This window comes from Lactococcus hircilactis (assembly GCF_009601015.1).
GTDB lineage: Bacteria > Bacillota > Bacilli > Lactobacillales > Streptococcaceae > Lactococcus > Lactococcus hircilactis.
Window position 1 is genome coordinate 1 of sequence record NZ_WITJ01000021.1, and the last position, 15,329, is coordinate 15,329.

General features: G+C 40.0%; 17 protein-coding genes. 2 read left to right on the top strand and 15 right to left on the bottom strand.

Annotation, left to right across the window (positions count from 1 at the left end):
• The 10 genes from GHI93_RS11210 to GHI93_RS11255 form a co-directional block, all read right to left on the bottom strand.
• Positions 1 to 844: hypothetical protein (locus GHI93_RS11210; RefSeq protein ID WP_153497116.1), on the bottom strand; the 844-nt coding region annotated here is incomplete at its 3' end.
• Positions 845 to 1,208: 364 nt separating this feature from the next.
• The gene (locus GHI93_RS11215; RefSeq protein ID WP_153497117.1) at positions 1,209 to 1,418 is read right to left on the bottom strand and encodes a hypothetical protein; all 210 of its coding nucleotides are present in this window, start codon (positions 1,416 to 1,418) and stop codon (positions 1,209 to 1,211) included.
• A 150-nt stretch (positions 1,419 to 1,568) separates the two neighbouring features.
• On the bottom strand, positions 1,569 to 1,763 hold the full coding sequence (locus tag GHI93_RS11220; protein ID WP_153497118.1) for a preprotein translocase subunit YajC: 195 nt from the start codon (positions 1,761 to 1,763) through the stop codon (positions 1,569 to 1,571).
• Between the two features lie 87 nt (positions 1,764 to 1,850).
• Positions 1,851 to 3,356 carry a PTS sugar transporter subunit IIC gene (locus GHI93_RS11225; protein ID WP_153497119.1) on the bottom strand — a complete coding sequence of 502 codons (1,506 nt, stop codon included), beginning with the start codon at positions 3,354 to 3,356 and terminating at the stop codon, positions 1,851 to 1,853.
• Positions 3,357 to 3,527: 171 nt separating this feature from the next.
• Positions 3,528 to 4,637 (bottom strand): DUF871 domain-containing protein, encoded by a 1,110-nt coding sequence (locus GHI93_RS11230; protein WP_153497120.1) that lies wholly within the window; start codon positions 4,635 to 4,637, stop codon positions 3,528 to 3,530.
• Between the two features lie 284 nt (positions 4,638 to 4,921).
• Positions 4,922 to 5,926: a GNAT family N-acetyltransferase gene (locus tag GHI93_RS11235; protein ID WP_153497121.1), complete on the bottom strand. Its 1,005-nt coding sequence runs from the start codon at positions 5,924 to 5,926 to the stop codon at positions 4,922 to 4,924.
• Positions 5,927 to 5,979: 53 nt separating this feature from the next.
• Positions 5,980 to 6,366 carry a VOC family protein gene (locus tag GHI93_RS11240; RefSeq protein WP_153497122.1) on the bottom strand — a complete coding sequence of 129 codons (387 nt, stop codon included), beginning with the start codon at positions 6,364 to 6,366 and terminating at the stop codon, positions 5,980 to 5,982.
• 6 nt (positions 6,367 to 6,372) lie between these two features.
• A complete protein-coding gene (locus GHI93_RS11245) occupies positions 6,373 to 6,792 on the bottom strand; it encodes a DUF3284 domain-containing protein (protein ID WP_153497123.1) in 420 nt (139 codons plus the stop codon).
• A gap of 93 nt (positions 6,793 to 6,885) precedes the next feature.
• Entirely contained in the window at positions 6,886 to 7,605 is a 720-nt protein-coding gene (locus tag GHI93_RS11250) for a rhomboid family intramembrane serine protease (protein ID WP_153497124.1), read from the bottom strand.
• A 25-nt stretch (positions 7,606 to 7,630) separates the two neighbouring features.
• Positions 7,631 to 8,158 carry a 5-formyltetrahydrofolate cyclo-ligase gene (locus GHI93_RS11255; protein ID WP_153497125.1) on the bottom strand — a complete coding sequence of 176 codons (528 nt, stop codon included), beginning with the start codon at positions 8,156 to 8,158 and terminating at the stop codon, positions 7,631 to 7,633.
• Positions 8,159 to 8,276: 118 nt separating this feature from the next.
• On the opposite strand from GHI93_RS11255, the gene GHI93_RS11260 reads away from it, so the two are divergent.
• Both GHI93_RS11260 and GHI93_RS11265 read left to right on the top strand, forming a co-directional pair.
• A complete protein-coding gene (locus tag GHI93_RS11260; protein WP_153497126.1) occupies positions 8,277 to 8,474 on the top strand; it encodes a cold-shock protein in 198 nt (65 codons plus the stop codon).
• Positions 8,475 to 8,627: 153 nt separating this feature from the next.
• Positions 8,628 to 10,001: an MATE family efflux transporter gene (locus tag GHI93_RS11265; RefSeq protein ID WP_153497127.1), complete on the top strand. Its 1,374-nt coding sequence runs from the start codon at positions 8,628 to 8,630 to the stop codon at positions 9,999 to 10,001.
• 7 nt (positions 10,002 to 10,008) lie between these two features.
• On the opposite strand, the gene GHI93_RS11270 is transcribed toward GHI93_RS11265, so the two are convergent.
• From GHI93_RS11270 to GHI93_RS11290, 5 genes are all read right to left on the bottom strand, one after another.
• On the bottom strand, positions 10,009 to 11,484 hold the full coding sequence (locus GHI93_RS11270; protein WP_153497128.1) for an amidase family protein: 1,476 nt from the start codon (positions 11,482 to 11,484) through the stop codon (positions 10,009 to 10,011).
• Between the two features lie 94 nt (positions 11,485 to 11,578).
• Positions 11,579 to 13,015 carry an Asp-tRNA(Asn)/Glu-tRNA(Gln) amidotransferase subunit GatB gene (gatB, locus tag GHI93_RS11275; RefSeq protein WP_153497129.1) on the bottom strand — a complete coding sequence of 479 codons (1,437 nt, stop codon included), beginning with the start codon at positions 13,013 to 13,015 and terminating at the stop codon, positions 11,579 to 11,581.
• Between the two features lies 1 nt (position 13,016).
• Positions 13,017 to 14,483, bottom strand: coding sequence for an Asp-tRNA(Asn)/Glu-tRNA(Gln) amidotransferase subunit GatA (gene gatA / locus GHI93_RS11280; RefSeq protein ID WP_153497130.1), 1,467 nt, complete (start codon positions 14,481 to 14,483; stop codon positions 13,017 to 13,019).
• Entirely contained in the window at positions 14,483 to 14,788 is a 306-nt protein-coding gene (gatC, locus tag GHI93_RS11285; RefSeq protein ID WP_153497131.1) for an Asp-tRNA(Asn)/Glu-tRNA(Gln) amidotransferase subunit GatC, read from the bottom strand. The genes gatA and gatC overlap by 1 nt, the downstream gene beginning before the upstream one ends.
• A 50-nt stretch (positions 14,789 to 14,838) precedes the next feature.
• A complete protein-coding gene (locus GHI93_RS11290) occupies positions 14,839 to 15,174 on the bottom strand; it encodes a hypothetical protein (RefSeq protein ID WP_153497132.1) in 336 nt (111 codons plus the stop codon).
• Positions 15,175 to 15,329 lie beyond the last annotated feature (155 nt).

Below are 15,329 nucleotides of genomic sequence, written 5' to 3' on the forward strand. Positions count from 1 at the left end.
GAGCTTTTGGCGTTGATGCTTGTGTTGATTGCGCTTGTATTTCTTTTTTAGCCGAGGCATCAGGGACATAGACTGGCTTTAAAAGACTGTCGTCTGCGCGATAGCTATTGGGGTCCGTGATGGCTTTCGTTGCTTCATCAGCTGTCGCTGTCGTGACAGTGAGGACTTTTTTCCCATCAATCGTTTCTGTGCTTTCGCTTGAGCTACTCTCATCAGAAGGGGCAGCCATTTGGAAAAGGGTTTGCGTCAGATTTTGTGTGACATCACTTGCGACAACTGCGACAGCGGTCTTACTGGTGTGATGAACGACCAGCGTCAAGGGCGATCCTTTGACAAGTTCTAAGTACGTGTCCGTTGGTTGCTTTGTATCGGTCTGTGCGACAGCGATAGCTGTTGAGCTTGTGAGCAGACTTGAGCTGCTTTGCGTTGTGCTGCTACTCGTGCTACTTGCTGGTGGGGCTGTTGAGCCAGTCGTTGTGATGCCAAGTGCTGTGAGGAGTTGCGATTGGTCAAAGTCTGTCTTTGCCGTGATGGGAAGTCCTGTTTCTTTTCCATTTTGGTCTTGGATGATGCCAATGGCATAGTCCGCACTTGCAGGGAGCTTGACGAGACGATTCGCGTCACTCGTGAGCGTGATGGTTTCCGCATCATCGGTCAGTACGCTGTCTTTTGTGAGCGTTTTGCCGTCTTTTGTGACGGACAAAAAGGTTGATTCTTGACCTGCGTGCAAAATCACACGGCTGATCAAGGGGCGTGCAGCCAAGACAAGCACGAAAAGCCCTACAACGAGGGCGAAACGCTTGATGAATCGAGGCGAAGGGTTGAATTTTAATCGCTTACGCATGGGCATTGTCCTCCATCTCTAAACGCGGACAACGCCACAAAAAGAAACACCTACCTGCTTGGGAATGTCTTGTCTTGTCTTGTCTCATGTTTTACCCCCTTTAGTGACGTGAGGGGAATCCCCTCCGATAATAAGACAAACTACTTCTCTTTTATTTTAAATTTATTTTGAGTTAAGTCAAGCTTGAGTTAAGCGCTTGTTTTTAGCGGTTTTAGCTTATTTCTGATTTGTTTTTAGGAGGATATTTGAGTTGTTTTTATTAAATTAACTGAAATCGTTTATTTTGTTTTTTAGAGAAAATAAAAACGTTCAAGATTTCCTTGAACGTTTGAAAAATGATTTGATTTGATGGACTTCTTTTTTCTTAAGCCACTACAACGTTGAAGAACAAGACTTGTCCCCACTCGCTGCCTTTAATGAGTGTTTTCGCTTTTTTTGCTTCTTCTTGTGGGTCTGTCCCTTCTGGCACTTCAAAATAATGCTTTAACGCTTGTTTTTTAACAAACGTATAGCCATTTGATTCGAGAAGTTCAGTGATTTCTTTTTGTTTTTGTGCTAAATTTACGATCAACATGTGTGATTTCCTTTCACTCCTTCTTTTTAGTTTCTGTCAGTACTGACAGAAATTTTTTATTAGGAGATTTTATTCATTTTTTATTATATCACTTTTTTGATGATTTCAAGTGATTTATTCATCTAAAAACGACAGTATTGACAGGCACGTTCATTTTCGTGATTTGATTTTGATCTCTTTATGTGCTTCAATAGCTGCTTTTTCAGCATCTTCAGCTTTCTTTTTTTGACGTCTTGAAAAGAAAAACATGAGCACGCCAAAGATGAGAACGATCACGCCAAACCAATTTTTATATGCGATTAGCAATAACCCTAAGCTAATAAATGCGACGCCCCAAGTACTCATTTTTATTTCTCCTTTTTTATTTTTTATCACGCTCATTCAGAAAAAAGCAGGGTTAGTGCAACCAACCCTGCTTTCATTATACCAAAATTAGTCTAAATCTGCTTCTTCCATCTTATTGGCAGCAATAACAAATGGTGCCCAGATGAAGAATGTAATCACTAAGTTGATGATGGCGACAACGATAGCGCGCCAGTCAAAACCTGTAGCCATAAAGGCATTCATGATTGGTGGTGTTACCCAAGGAACAGTCAATACAACTGGATTGACTAATTGGAAGGCTGTTGCCAAGTATCCGATAATGACTGCAATCAAAGGTGCGACAACAAATGGAATCGCAAAGATGGCATTCAACACGACGGGCATACCAAACAAGACAGGTTCATTGATATTGAAGAGTCCTGGTGCAAGTCCGAGACGACCAACGATTTGATAATCTCTGCGTTTAGAGAAGATCAAAATGGCAAGAACAAGTGTGATTGTTCCTCCAGATCCACCAAACCACGCAAACGCATCCCATGAGCCACGAACCCAAATGTTGACATATTCACCATTGATAGCATGTGCACGAGATGTCGCACCATTTGCAACCAAGTGTTGGATTCCTGAGGTATGGATTTTATTCCACAAGTTCATGTTGTCAAGACCAAGAGGACCCCAGATTCCGTCGAGTGCTGGTGACAACACGTTTGGTCCGTGAATTCCAAAGAACCAGAAGATTGAAACGAAGATGGTAACAACAAGCACTGAAACGATGTTTTGTGATAAGATTTGGAAAGGTTGTGCGATGTATTTTTGAATCAAAAAGACTAATGATTCGCCTGAGAGCGTATTTACGATATAGTAGATGATTCCTGAAACATAAAGGGCTACAATTGTAGGAATGATAGCTAAGAAAGCTTTTGCTACTGCAGGTGGTACTGATTCAGGCATCTTGATGGTAATGTCAGCGAGCATGAGTTTGGCATAGATGATGACTGCAATAGCACCCATAATCATAACGGTAAAGTAAGCACCAGCATCTAATTGTCCTGCTGCAAAGCCGGGTTTCCAAGTGGCGATAAATTGATGTGATAGTACTGCATTGACTGCATCGTTTGCTTTAGAAGCTCCTGATGCTTTGTCCATTCCACCAATATTACCAAGTGCTGCCGTAAAGCGAGAAAATTGGTTTGGCAAGCCCATCATCAACACTGCTGTTGAGACAATCCCACCTGCAAGGTCATTGACGCCGTAGGCACGTGCCAAATTATACCCCCAAGAAAACGCAAAGATAAGACCGATAACCGTCAAAGTTCCTTGGTTTACAAGGCTTGAGATATTGTTTAACTCTCTAAAAACAGGGGTATTTGCCAAAGTCCAACCTGTACCAGCTGCTGAAGCTGCTGCTGCTTTTGTTGGCCCTTGAATCATCTGTTGAAGAGCTGAGGGGAATGTTGTCACAATTGCTGAAATCAAGGCAGCCATTGCACCAGCAAGTGTTGCTGGTAACATTCCGATGAATGCATCACGCAGCGCAACCAAGTGTTTTTGAGACCCGATTTTTGCTGCAACTGGGACGAGATATTTCTCCATCCACGCAGTAATTCCGTTCATGGAATCCTCCTTTTAAAATATAATAATAAAAAATACTTCCAATAAATTGGATAAACGAAGTTGATGTAAACGATACATTGTACCGCTTACATATTAATGATACTGCTTTCAAAAATGAAAAGCAAGACTTAACTCAGACTTAAAAACATGTTTCACGTTTTAAAACAAAGCTCAATGCTGCTGCTTTTTTGTTTCATTTTCTATGAGTTTAAAACTGCTCCACGGTTTCAAAAAATCAAGTAAAATCCGTTCGTCATCCGCAATTTTTCCGACCACATTCACACGTCCATCATTTTGCATTGGTTTTAAGGCAATCTGTGTTTCGCCTTTGTATTGTCCATAGCCATTGTTATCAATCAAAAGATCGCCACGTTCGATAGGAGTGTTATCATGGGCTGGAAAATCTAAGTCCTGATACGTCACGCGTGTCATTGTTGAGCGAAGCATGTAAGCTGAGCGGTCCCCACGGTAGCTGTGTGTTGCTTCAAAGAGGCACTTACGCTCATTTTCTGTGATGCTTGGGCGTGTATTCACTCGAATTTCTGGCATCACTGCAGTAAACGCTTTTTCCATTGCTTTTAGCTCTGCTTCACTGGCATACGCATTTGCGATAGTGATGTCATCAATCCCGCCAATCAGCTTATAATGTTTCACCTGTGTTGCTATCGGTAATTTTCGATGATCTTCCAGACTGCAAAGGCCATCTTGAGTAGGCAAAGGACCAAACGTAGCTGCGTGTGAATTCACAAAAGCCATCGTATTGAGGTTATATTTTTTGAATTTTTCTGTGCAGGCCAAGAAAAATGGAACATCCAAGCCTGAATACCGGTGAGGATAAAAATTGTGACTGCCAAGTAAATTTTCAGTGTTTGGTGAGTAGTCCATGATACTATCAACATATGTCGTTCCTTGACTCATATTGATTTCAATCTTGATGCCATAAGGATTGCGCGTCATTTTAGCTTCCTCAGCACCTGTAAAGCCGATGTCCAGTCGAACACCATGTGCACCTAACTCATGGAAAAATGAGAGATCATCGTAACTAATGCCAAGTTGTGCAAACAGCCCTGGATTGATATCAACCATCACCTCCATTCCTAAACGATTCGCATAATCCACGACTTTTTTAAATCCTGAGAGGACTTCTGCTTTATCCCCTTTAATTTCCAAAAGTGATGTGAACACACGTTTGAAGCCATACTGATGGGCGAGATCCAAATACGCTTTATCTTTTTCATATGTAGAGCGCTCTGGATAAACTGAAATTCCTAATTTTCCCATTTCTTTTCTCAAATTTAATAATAAATTTGATTATCCTTTCTTTTTTTCTAAGTTGTGACATTTTTATTCATCACCCTTAAATCTATGATAACGGTTTTATTACAAAAATGCAAGCGCTTCATCATTTTAAAAAACGTCTGTTTTCGCATAGAACAGGCGTTTTTTCGTGTTTTTTGACGGTGTTTGTTCATCCAGTCACAGAAGAAAACCCGTAAACTTGGGCATTTTCTATCTATACCAATTTTAATATATTACGATTTGATGTCGCGTCTTGTCATCAAAATTTAAAAATACTCACGCAAAATACTTCCATTTTTCCTTAACATTTCTGCTGTGAAAGCTCCGATGGTCATTTTTTGAGTGGGCGCATCTCCAGCTCCAATCACTTGATTATTTTCAGGAATCAGATCATCTCTAATCTCTACTGAAAAATCTGGTTGACCGTTCACTTTTAAAAATTCTGACAAATTGACGATTCGCGCCATCATGTATGGCTTGATTTCAATGGTCATGGCTGCGGGTTCTTTGACTTCTTGCTCAAGTTTTTCATTGATGGGCGCCAGCCAAGAAATTGTTTCAAATGCGCCAGCATGACTTGAAATAAAATGATAAAGTGCTTCTTTTGCAGCTGTTGTAAGTGCAATCAATTCTTTGATGACAAACGTTTGTCCTTCAAATTCATAAATGAGGTAGCCAGTTTTTTTGCCTTTTTCTTCATAGATTGCAAAATAGGGGTGTGATTTATAAGCAAAATAATACTCCCACTTTTCTCGATCACGCGCGATACTGCCTTGATTAAAAGCTCTATGATGAATCTGTTCAAGTGCCTCAAAACTATCGTCTAAGCTTGTTCGTCTGACTGTTCCACTCCCTTTGTTGCCTTGTGGGAAAAGTGTTGCCTTGAGCTGGTAATATTTTCGATCAAACGCATAAGCATAGCCGAATTTTTCATAAAAATGATAAGAAAATGGGGCTAAATAACTCAAAGCTGTTCCTTTTTGATATTCGTCCTTTAACATTTGAGTCATCAATTTTCTGATTGCGCCATTTCCTCTTGCTTCTGGATAAGAGGCGACGTACCCAACGCCCGCCATTTTTATGATTTCTTGCTTCCAAAAAACATTAAAAGGAAGTTCAATTAACATTGAGCTGAGTGCATCGTTTTCATGGTGTGAATAAACCTTTGCAAATTCGAGGAGTTTGTAAAATGCTTGATCCCCCCCTGTAATTTCTTTGTGAAATGCGTATTTTGCGAGGTGTAAGTAATCTTGTGTTGTATCCGTATTCATATTTTTATTCTAGCATTTTTTTAAAAAAATAAAAATACCCCAAAGGATGTTTTTTAGATGGTAATTTCAATTTCATTTTGTTCAGGGTCGATAATGACTGCTTCATAGTACCCATCGCCAGTCACACGAGGACCAGATGCGATGACAAATCCATCAGCACTGCATCGTTTGACCAGCGCCTCTACTTTTTCTTTGCTCCCTACTGATAACGCGAGGTGCGCATATCCTGTCAGTACTGACCGCTTTTTGAGCGCCGGTTTGACACGCATTTTTGTGCAGATTTCTAGTCTTGCACCATCTGAAAACGTCATAAAATAAGACTGGAAGCCTGTTTTGATATTATGATATTTTTCAGATGCTTTGGCCTCAAAATATTTTTCGTAAAATTGGCGCATGTTTTCTAAATTTTGCACCATTAGTCCTACATGTTCAATTTTCATTTTTTATCATCCATGATATGCTTTTTGAATGGTATCAATCATTGCTATAATTTGGCGCTTTTTAAATCGTCCAAGAACAAAATTGACCAAAAGATCATTTAATTTTTGAAAGAATCCATTTGAGAGTTGTTCTTCTGTGATGACAACATCCGTGGTCCGGTCATCTATTTTGTGAAATTCCCACCGCGTATGGAAAGTATTTCTTTGTGTGGACGTCGTAAAAGCATAGACAGATGGGCCTGCGACTTCATCAAACTTTATCGTTCCTTTTTGATTTTTTCTAAACGTTTTAACATAGGAAAATCCCTTTAAATTCATCACTTTTGGGCGCTTTCCGGTCTGTTTTTCAATATCGTAAAGTCCCGATTCAATTATTTTTTCAAAGATAAATTCACGTGGGACATCAATTGTTTTAATCATTTGCATCTTTATCACATCCTTATTGTTTGATTTTATTTTAGCAAGATTAGAAAACGTTTGCAAGTTTTCACTCGTTTCTTAAGTTGAAATATATTTCTTTTAGTAGGTCATAAAGGGCAAAAGAATGAACCCTACAAGCAGTCCAACAAAAATAAGACTTGTGATGAACTTATAATGTTTTGGAATAGCACGTTTGAGGGACTTTGGCGGAAAAATAGCAGACAAGAGCAAGCCACCAATTGCGCCACCTAAATGGGCCCAAATGTTGACTTGACCTGTGCCAATGGAGCCGATGGAGCCAATATTGACCACATTCATCAGCAAGTTGATGACGATCAAAACGGCAAAAGTTTTTCCAATTTGCTTTAGGATGGGCATTTCGGTAAAGTAGCCCAATCCAACGACCGCTCCAAATAATCCAAAAATTGCACCAGATGCACCTGCTGAAAGACTCTGTGGGGAGAAAAGAAAACTCATGGCATTGCCAAAAATTCCAGAGATAAAATAAATCAGAGTAAAACTGCGCCAGCCAAAGACATCCTCTACTTGTCGTCCAATAAAGAATAAGGTAAACATGTTAAGGAGCAAATGGGTCCATCCAATGTGCAAAAAGATGGGACTAATCAACCGCCATAATTGAGTGGGATCCATCAAAATACTAGGCCCCCAGAGTGCTCCTGAGCGTAACAAATTCATTCCTGAGGTCGCTTGTTGACCAAAAGTTAAAAATTGCCCCAGCCAAACTAAAATCGTGATGCTGGTAATGATATACGTTGCTTTGTAGCGATTGAAGTCCTTCTTTAAATCAAAATTATCCATAACTTTTCAAATTTTCCCTTTTCTATTATTGTTGAGTGGTAAAACATTCTTGTACCATTATATCATGACTTTCTTCTTTGAAGTCGATGGATTGAAAATTATAGAAAACAGATGCTGTTTTTCCTGTAAAATCGGCTAAATAACGATCGTAATATCCCCCACCAAAGCCAATTCTGTACCCTGCTTTATTCCATGCCAATCCTGGCACTACAATGTAATCTGGCGTCACTGCTTTTGGATTTTTCGGTTCTAAAATTCCAAAAGTTGATTTTTCAAGCGCATTAGGATCATACACTGAAAAGAGCATTTTTCGTTGAGGCAGACATTTTGGAATCAAAATCTCTTTTTGTTCATTTCGAGCAATTTTAAAAAGTGGTGTCAAATCAAATTCGATTTCAGTAGGCAAAAAAAGTGCGACACGCCTTGATTTATGCCAGTTGTCAGTACTGACAAGTTTTGAAATAATTTTTTGTGATTGTTCTTTTTTATCGTTTTTCGACATTTTGATCAAAAAATTGATCATTTTTTTTCTTGTTTCCGCTTTACTTTCCATAATATCTATGTTATCATAAATTTGTAAGTTTTTGTCTTAAGTTTAGTTCTGTAACATTTTGTTCACTCCTTTTTAAGATTCACAATTTACAAATTTTATACTAAGGAAGTATTTCAAAATGGCACAAGGAACTGTTAAATGGTTTAACGCAACAAAAGGCTTCGGCTTTATCACAGCAGAAGACGGCAAAGACGTATTTGTACACTTTTCAGCAATCAAAACTGATGGCTTCAAAACACTTGACGAAGGTCAAAAAGTAACTTTTGATCTTGAAGATGGCCCACGTGGACCTCAAGCAATCAACGTTGAAAAATAATCACGACTTTTGAAAGACTGACCTTTTGGTCAGTCTTTTTTTGTTAAAAAAGTAACTTTTTCATCTTCATGTCGCAAAATTTCGCTTGTCAAATGTCATAAAAAAGAATAAAATTTAGAGATAGACTATTTGATTGGGAAAACGTTTACAAACATGAAAGATTTAACAAAAGGCAATATTCTAAAAGGCTTAATTGCCTTTACACTCCCCTTATTATTGGGTAATTTTTTTCAAGTACTCTACAATACAGCAGATACTTTGATTGTGGGACAGACGTTGGGAAAAGACGCTCTCGCATCCGTTGGAGCTACGGGATCAATTAATTTTTTGATTGTTGGATTTGCTCAAGGGATGACTGGTGGGCTGACCATTTTAACCGCACAGCGTTTTGGAGCAAAAAATAAAGTGGGGATTAAAAAATCATTTTTAACTGGGCTTTACTTTACAGTAGCCATCTCCATTATTTTGAGTGTCTTTTCTGTCATTTTTGTAGGGCAACTTTTGCAACTGATGCAAACCCCTCCTGCTATTCTTAGCGGATCAAAAACTTTTTTAACGATCATGCTAGGCGGGATGATTGCGTCTAATCTCTATGCTTATCTCTCCAATGCTTTACGGGCGTTAGGAAATTCTAAAACCCCACTTTATGCTTTAATCGTGGCCAGCATTTTGAACATTATTATGGAATATGTCGCAATTTTGGTTTTCCATCTTGGACTCGTTGGTTCAAGCTCCGCAACAATTTTGGCACAGGCCATTTCTGTGCTTTATCTTTTTTGGTACATCAAAAGAAAAGTCCCTGATTTTCATGTTGATCGCTCACTCTTACGCGTTGGACGTCAAGAAATACTTGCACACGTCCGTTTGGGAATTCCCATGGGATTTCAGTCTTCTGTGATTGCGATTGGTTCAATCACTTTGCAGATTGCACTGAATAAAATGGGAACGAATGCCGTTGCGACTCAAGCCATTGTCAGTAAAATTGATCAGTTTGCCATGTTGCCGATGATTTCAATGGGGCTTGCTATGGCGACATTTGGGGCACAAAATTTTGGTGCCAAGCAATTCAAGCGGATTAATCAAGGACTGTTTCGTGCACTCCTGATTGCGATCAGCTGGTCTGTTTTCTTTGCGCTCATCCTCATCACGCTCAATCATTATTTCACAACAGCATTTATCTCTCCACATCAGACGGCAGTCATTGATATGGCACGTCATTATTATATCGTCAATGGTAGTTTTTATTGGCTACTTTCCATTTTATTTGTCACGCGTTCAACCATTCAAGGGCTTGGAAATGCAAAAATCCCTACCATTTGTGGCTTCATGGAACTCTTTATGCGGGCAGGTGTGGCCATTGTTGGCGTACTTTTACTTAACTATACTGTGATTATTTCGTCAAATCCTGCGGCATGGATCGGATCTACCGCGATTCTTATCCCCACAACCCTCTCAATGATCAAGCGTTTCAAAAAAGAAGGTGATCGTGTTGTTCCTGCTGTTCAAGAATTAAAAAAAGCCCAATGAGCTTTTTTTAGTTCTGATAATAATCTGGTAAAATCAATTGGTGATGATTTTCAAATTCCAATGCTAACTCTAACATCGTGAGTTCTGAATTCTTTTTGCCCCATAATTGGATTCCCATGGGGAGATGCGTTGCATCATCCACATAAACAGGAAGTGAGAGTGCGGGTTGTCCTGTCAAATTGCTAATGAAATTATAGGGACTGAATTCAAGTGAGCGTTCAAAAGCTGCTGCGATGAGTTGCATTTGCTTTTTAAAATCGTAATTTTTGAGCGCGTATAGCTCTTTTTTGAGTGCATCACTGATGAGGGGTTCTCCGATTTTTGGCGCAGTTTTTGCGGTTGTTGGCGTAAGAAATAGATCATAGTCACGCCATATTTTTTCATCAAAAATAGCTGCGGTCTGATCCCACTCATCTAACGCTTGAATGTAGCTTGTGACGGGAGCTTTTTTTCCTGCTTCAAGTAAAGCATAGCTGAGCAGTTCGATATCATCTGAATTCAGTGCTCGCTGATGTGCTTTTTCCCACGGTTCTAACATTGCGGCGGTTTCTGCTGCGTTCATTTCATAATATCTTAGAATTAATTGACGCGCATTGATTGGAAAATCAATTTCAACAACCTCATGTCCTTGTTTTTTGAGAAATTGCACCGCTTTTTTTACCGCATTTTTAGCCGATTCAGAAAGAGGAATTTGATCAATTGGGGACCCCAGAGAAAATGCGATTTTCAGGCGTTTTTTAGGTTCTGTCAGTGCTGACAGCTTTTCTTGATCCAATAATTTTGCCTGATATGGTGCTGCTTCTTGAATTGTCTGCATTTCAGAGACAAATTTTGCTGTATCACGAACAGAAATACACAAAGCTCCCGCAACAGAAGCTCCTTGCCATGACCGATATCCATTTGGTCCTTGTGGCATTCGCCCTCTTGTCATCTTGAGGCCAATCAAGCCAGAAAAACTGGCTGGAATCCGAATTGACCCTCCTCCATCTGAAGCACCAGCCATTGGAAACATTCCACTTGCAACACTTGATGCAGCACCTCCAGAAGATCCTCCTGAATAATAAGCTGTGTTCCATACATTTTTTGTATCCCCATAAAGTGCTGAATCTGTGATATTTTTAAAGCCAAACTCTGGCGAGGCTGTCTGTCCAAACGGAGTCAACCCTGCTTTCATTAGTGCGGTCACGTAAAAACTATCCGTTGTTGCTACGTGATCCTTAAAAAGTGCTGCACTTGCAGTGTCTGGTAATCCGACATGACTTTGCCCTAGCATTTTGAGCGGAAATGGAACACCACAAAATGCTCCTTTTGTCGTGAGAGGAAGATCAAGGATTGCTCTTTTGATATCATAGGCTACTACTGCATTGTAGTGTGGATTTAGGGCTTCAATTTTTTGTAAGGTTATCTCTAATAAGGCTTTTGGTGAAATCTTATGATTTTTGATTTGTTCTGCCCAATATGTTGCATCTTCTAGCTCTTTCATCGCTTCTCCTTATTTCAAGCCAAATTTTAGAAAAAACAAGCATTCAGCTTGTTTTTCTTCATTCCAAAATGAGGACTTTTTTTCTGATGCACAATTATGCTTTATCTAATTCTTCAAATAAGAGTTGTTGTGCAACACTTGGATTTGCTTGACCTTTCGTTGCTTTCATTAGTTGTCCGACAAGGGCTTTAGCGGCGTTTTTCTTGCCTCCACGGTAATCCAATACAGACTGCTCATTTTTTGCAAACACTTCATGAATCATTGGGAACAAAACTGCTGGATCAGAAATTTGCACTAAGCCTGCTTTTTTGACAAACGCTTCAGCTGAGCCACCATTTTTAGCAAGTTCAATGAATACTTTCTTCGCAATTTTTGATGAAATTGTTCCATTCGCAATCAGGTGCAACAACTCTGTCAAGTTTTCGGGAGTAAGTTTGATGGCTGTGAGTTCCAATTTTTCAGCATTTAAATACTGGGCAATTTCACCTTGAAGCCAATTAGAAATGAGCTTTGCATCTGCTCCAAGTGCCACCGCTTGATCTAGGAAATCAGACGTTTCTTTTGTGGTGGTCAACTGTTTGGCATCCGCTTCAGACAATCCAAGTGTGTTGATATACCGCGCACGACGTGCTTTTGCAAATTCAGGCATTTCTTTACTAACGCGCTCAATCCACTCCTTTTCTACTCTCATGTGTGAGGGAAGATCAGGCTCTGGGAAATAGCGATAATCCGCAGATCCCTCTTTGACACGCATCAAAATCGTTTCGCCAGTTTTATCATCAAAGCGTCGTGTTTCTTGACGAATCACACCACCTGCACGCAAGATTTTTTCTTGACGCGCTGCTTCAAAAGCCAATGCTTTTTTGACATTGCTAAACGAATTCATGTTTTTCACTTCCGTTTTTACACCAAAAGCGTCTTGTCCGTAAGGACGAAGGGAGATATTTGCGTCACAACGCATGGATCCTTCTTCCATCTTCACATCAGAAATCCCTGTGTAAAGGATTGTTTCACGCAATGCAGTCAAATAAGCATACGCTTCCTCAGCAGAGCGCATTTCAGCGTGTGAGACGATTTCGATGAGTGGTACCCCTTGACGGTTTAAATCAACATAAGAGTAGCCGTCTGTGCCGTGTGTGTTCTTTCCTGCATCTTCTTCGATGTGCCCACGTTCAATCCCGATTTTTTTCTTTGTACCATCTTCAAGTTCAATTTCAATCCACCCATCGTATCCGATTGGCGTATCTTGTTGTGAAATCTGGTAAGCTTTCGGATTATCAGGATAGAAATAGTGTTTGCGATCAAAGTGCATGTCTTGACTGACTTTCATATTAAGCGCAAGCGCTGCTTTGATTCCTGCTTCAACAACACCTTCGTTTAGTGTTGGCAACACTCCAGGTAGTCCCCAATCAATGAGATAAGTGGAGGTGTTTTGTTCAGCACCATAAGCAATTTTTCCTGGACTGAAAATTTTTGAGTTTGTATTCAACTCAACGTGAACTTCAAGTCCGATGACTGTTTCAAAATTCATATTATTTCTTCCCTCCAAAAATCACGGGTTGTTTTTTATGCCACTCGGTTGTTGCTTCAAAGGCCGCCGCCGCTTGATAAATCGTTTCTTCTGAGTAACGTTTTCCAATCAACTGCATTCCAACAGGTAAGCCGTCCACTTGACCTGCAGAAATTGAGATGCCTGGTAACCCAGCTAAATTCACAGGGATCGTTAAAATATCCGCCATATACATTGCGATTGGATCATCAATGCGACTTCCCAAATCAAATGCCACAGTTGGAGCAGTAGGGGCCAGGATCAAATCGTATTGTCCAAAAACTTTTGCGAAATCTTCAATGATTTGTGTACGAACTTGTCCTGCTTTTTTGAAATAAGCATCATAAAATCCGGCAGAAAGACTATATGTCCCAAGCATGATTCGGCGTTTTACCTCTTCACCAAAGCCTTCAGAACGTGTTTTGACATATAAATCTTCCAAATTTTTAATCGCTTGAGCGCGGTAACCATAGCGAATTCCATCAAACCGCTGAAGGTTTGAGCTTGCTTCTGAGGATCCGATGATGTAGTAAGCAGCCACGCCATACTTGCTGTGTGGAAGACTTACTTCTTCAACGATCGCGCCAAGTGACTCAAAGTGTTTTGCTGCCGCAAGGACTTGTGCTTTGACGCTCTCATCAATACCTGCTCCAAAATACTCTTTAGGAAGCGCAATTTTCATGCCTTTGATGTCCTGACCGATTTTTGATGTGTAATCTGGAATGGCAAAATGTGACGAGGTAGAATCTTTTGGATCGAATCCTGAAATGACTTGTAAAAGTTGTGCGTTTTCTTCAACCGTTTGTGAAAATGTCCCAATTTGATCAAGCGAACTTGCAAAAGCAATTAATCCCCAGCGCGATACACGACCATAAGTCGGTTTCATTCCGACAATGCCATTAAAACTTGCTGGTTGTCGAATGGATCCGCCTGTATCTGATCCAAGTGAGAAACGCACTTGACCAGAGGCAACTGCACTTGCTGAACCTGATGATGATCCACCAGGAACTTTGGTTAAATCCCAGGCATTGTGCGTTGGCTTCACAGCAGAATTTTCCCCTGATCCTCCCATCGCAAATTCATCCATGTTTGCTTTTCCAACAATAATCATCCCTTGATCATAGAGTTTTTCAACCACTGTGGCATCGTATGGTGGAATCCAACCTTTCAAAATTTTACTGGCTGCTGTAGTTTCGATTCCATTCGTGACGATATTGTCTTTGACGGCCAGTGGAATGCCATCAGTCAGAACTTCTGAGCGAATGCCACGTGCATCAATGGTTTGAGCTTGTTCTAGTGCTTTTTTTTCGATGATGTTCAAAAATGCACCGATTTTATCTTCACGTGATGTAATGTCCTCAAGCGTTGATTGGGTCAGTTCTACTGCTGAAATTTCTTTATTGACAAGAAGTTCATGTAACTCCTTGAGTGTTTTATCATTCAATGACATCAAGCATCTCCTCCGTCTGCAAGCATCGCTGGTACTTTAATGTAGCCGTTTTCGTGTGTGGGCACATTTTCAAGTAATTTTTCACGGTCAAAAGGAGCCGCAGCAACATCTTGTCGCATCCTGCTGTCGTTGTCCGCTACGTTCATCGTGAAAGGGACATTTTGTGTATCCACTTCTTCAAGCATTTCAACCATCTCGATAATTTTACCAAGAGTTTCTGTAAATCCAGAGATTTCTTGCTCTGCAAATTCCAGTTTTGCAAGTTCAGCAACGTGCTTGACTTCTTCTGTTGTAATTTGACTCATATTATTTTTCTCCAATTTTAGAGTTTATTCTTCTCAATTATAGCAAAAATTTAGAGTTTTTTCTCGGCTTCACACACGGTTTTTTCAATCTCAAAATCAGCATTTTGGAAACAGCGCGGACTGATCTTATTTTCCTCATAAATGCGCGCCAAAAGTTTTCTGTCAGTACTGACAGAATGCTTCAAAAGTGTCGTTGCAACGCCGTGATGCCAGACTTCTTTTGTCAGTACTGACAAAATCTCTTTTTCACCAGAAATCGCAAAATCACCACCCGTTTTTCCACAATGAACGATGTCCCTCAATTTCGGTGCGCTGATGTGGACGGCTTGTACGATTGATGCGCTACTGAGTTTCTGAATCTTGATCCCACAAAATTGCTTCGTCAACACTAAAAACAGGATTAAGACTTAGTGTATCAGTAATGACAATGGTCTAATCCATCATTTTCACATCTCTTTTTTAAAATAAAAAAATCCTGTCATTTCAAGGCAGGATTTCCAGATTTTGATCATTTAAAATGATATCAAAAAAGCATACAGTA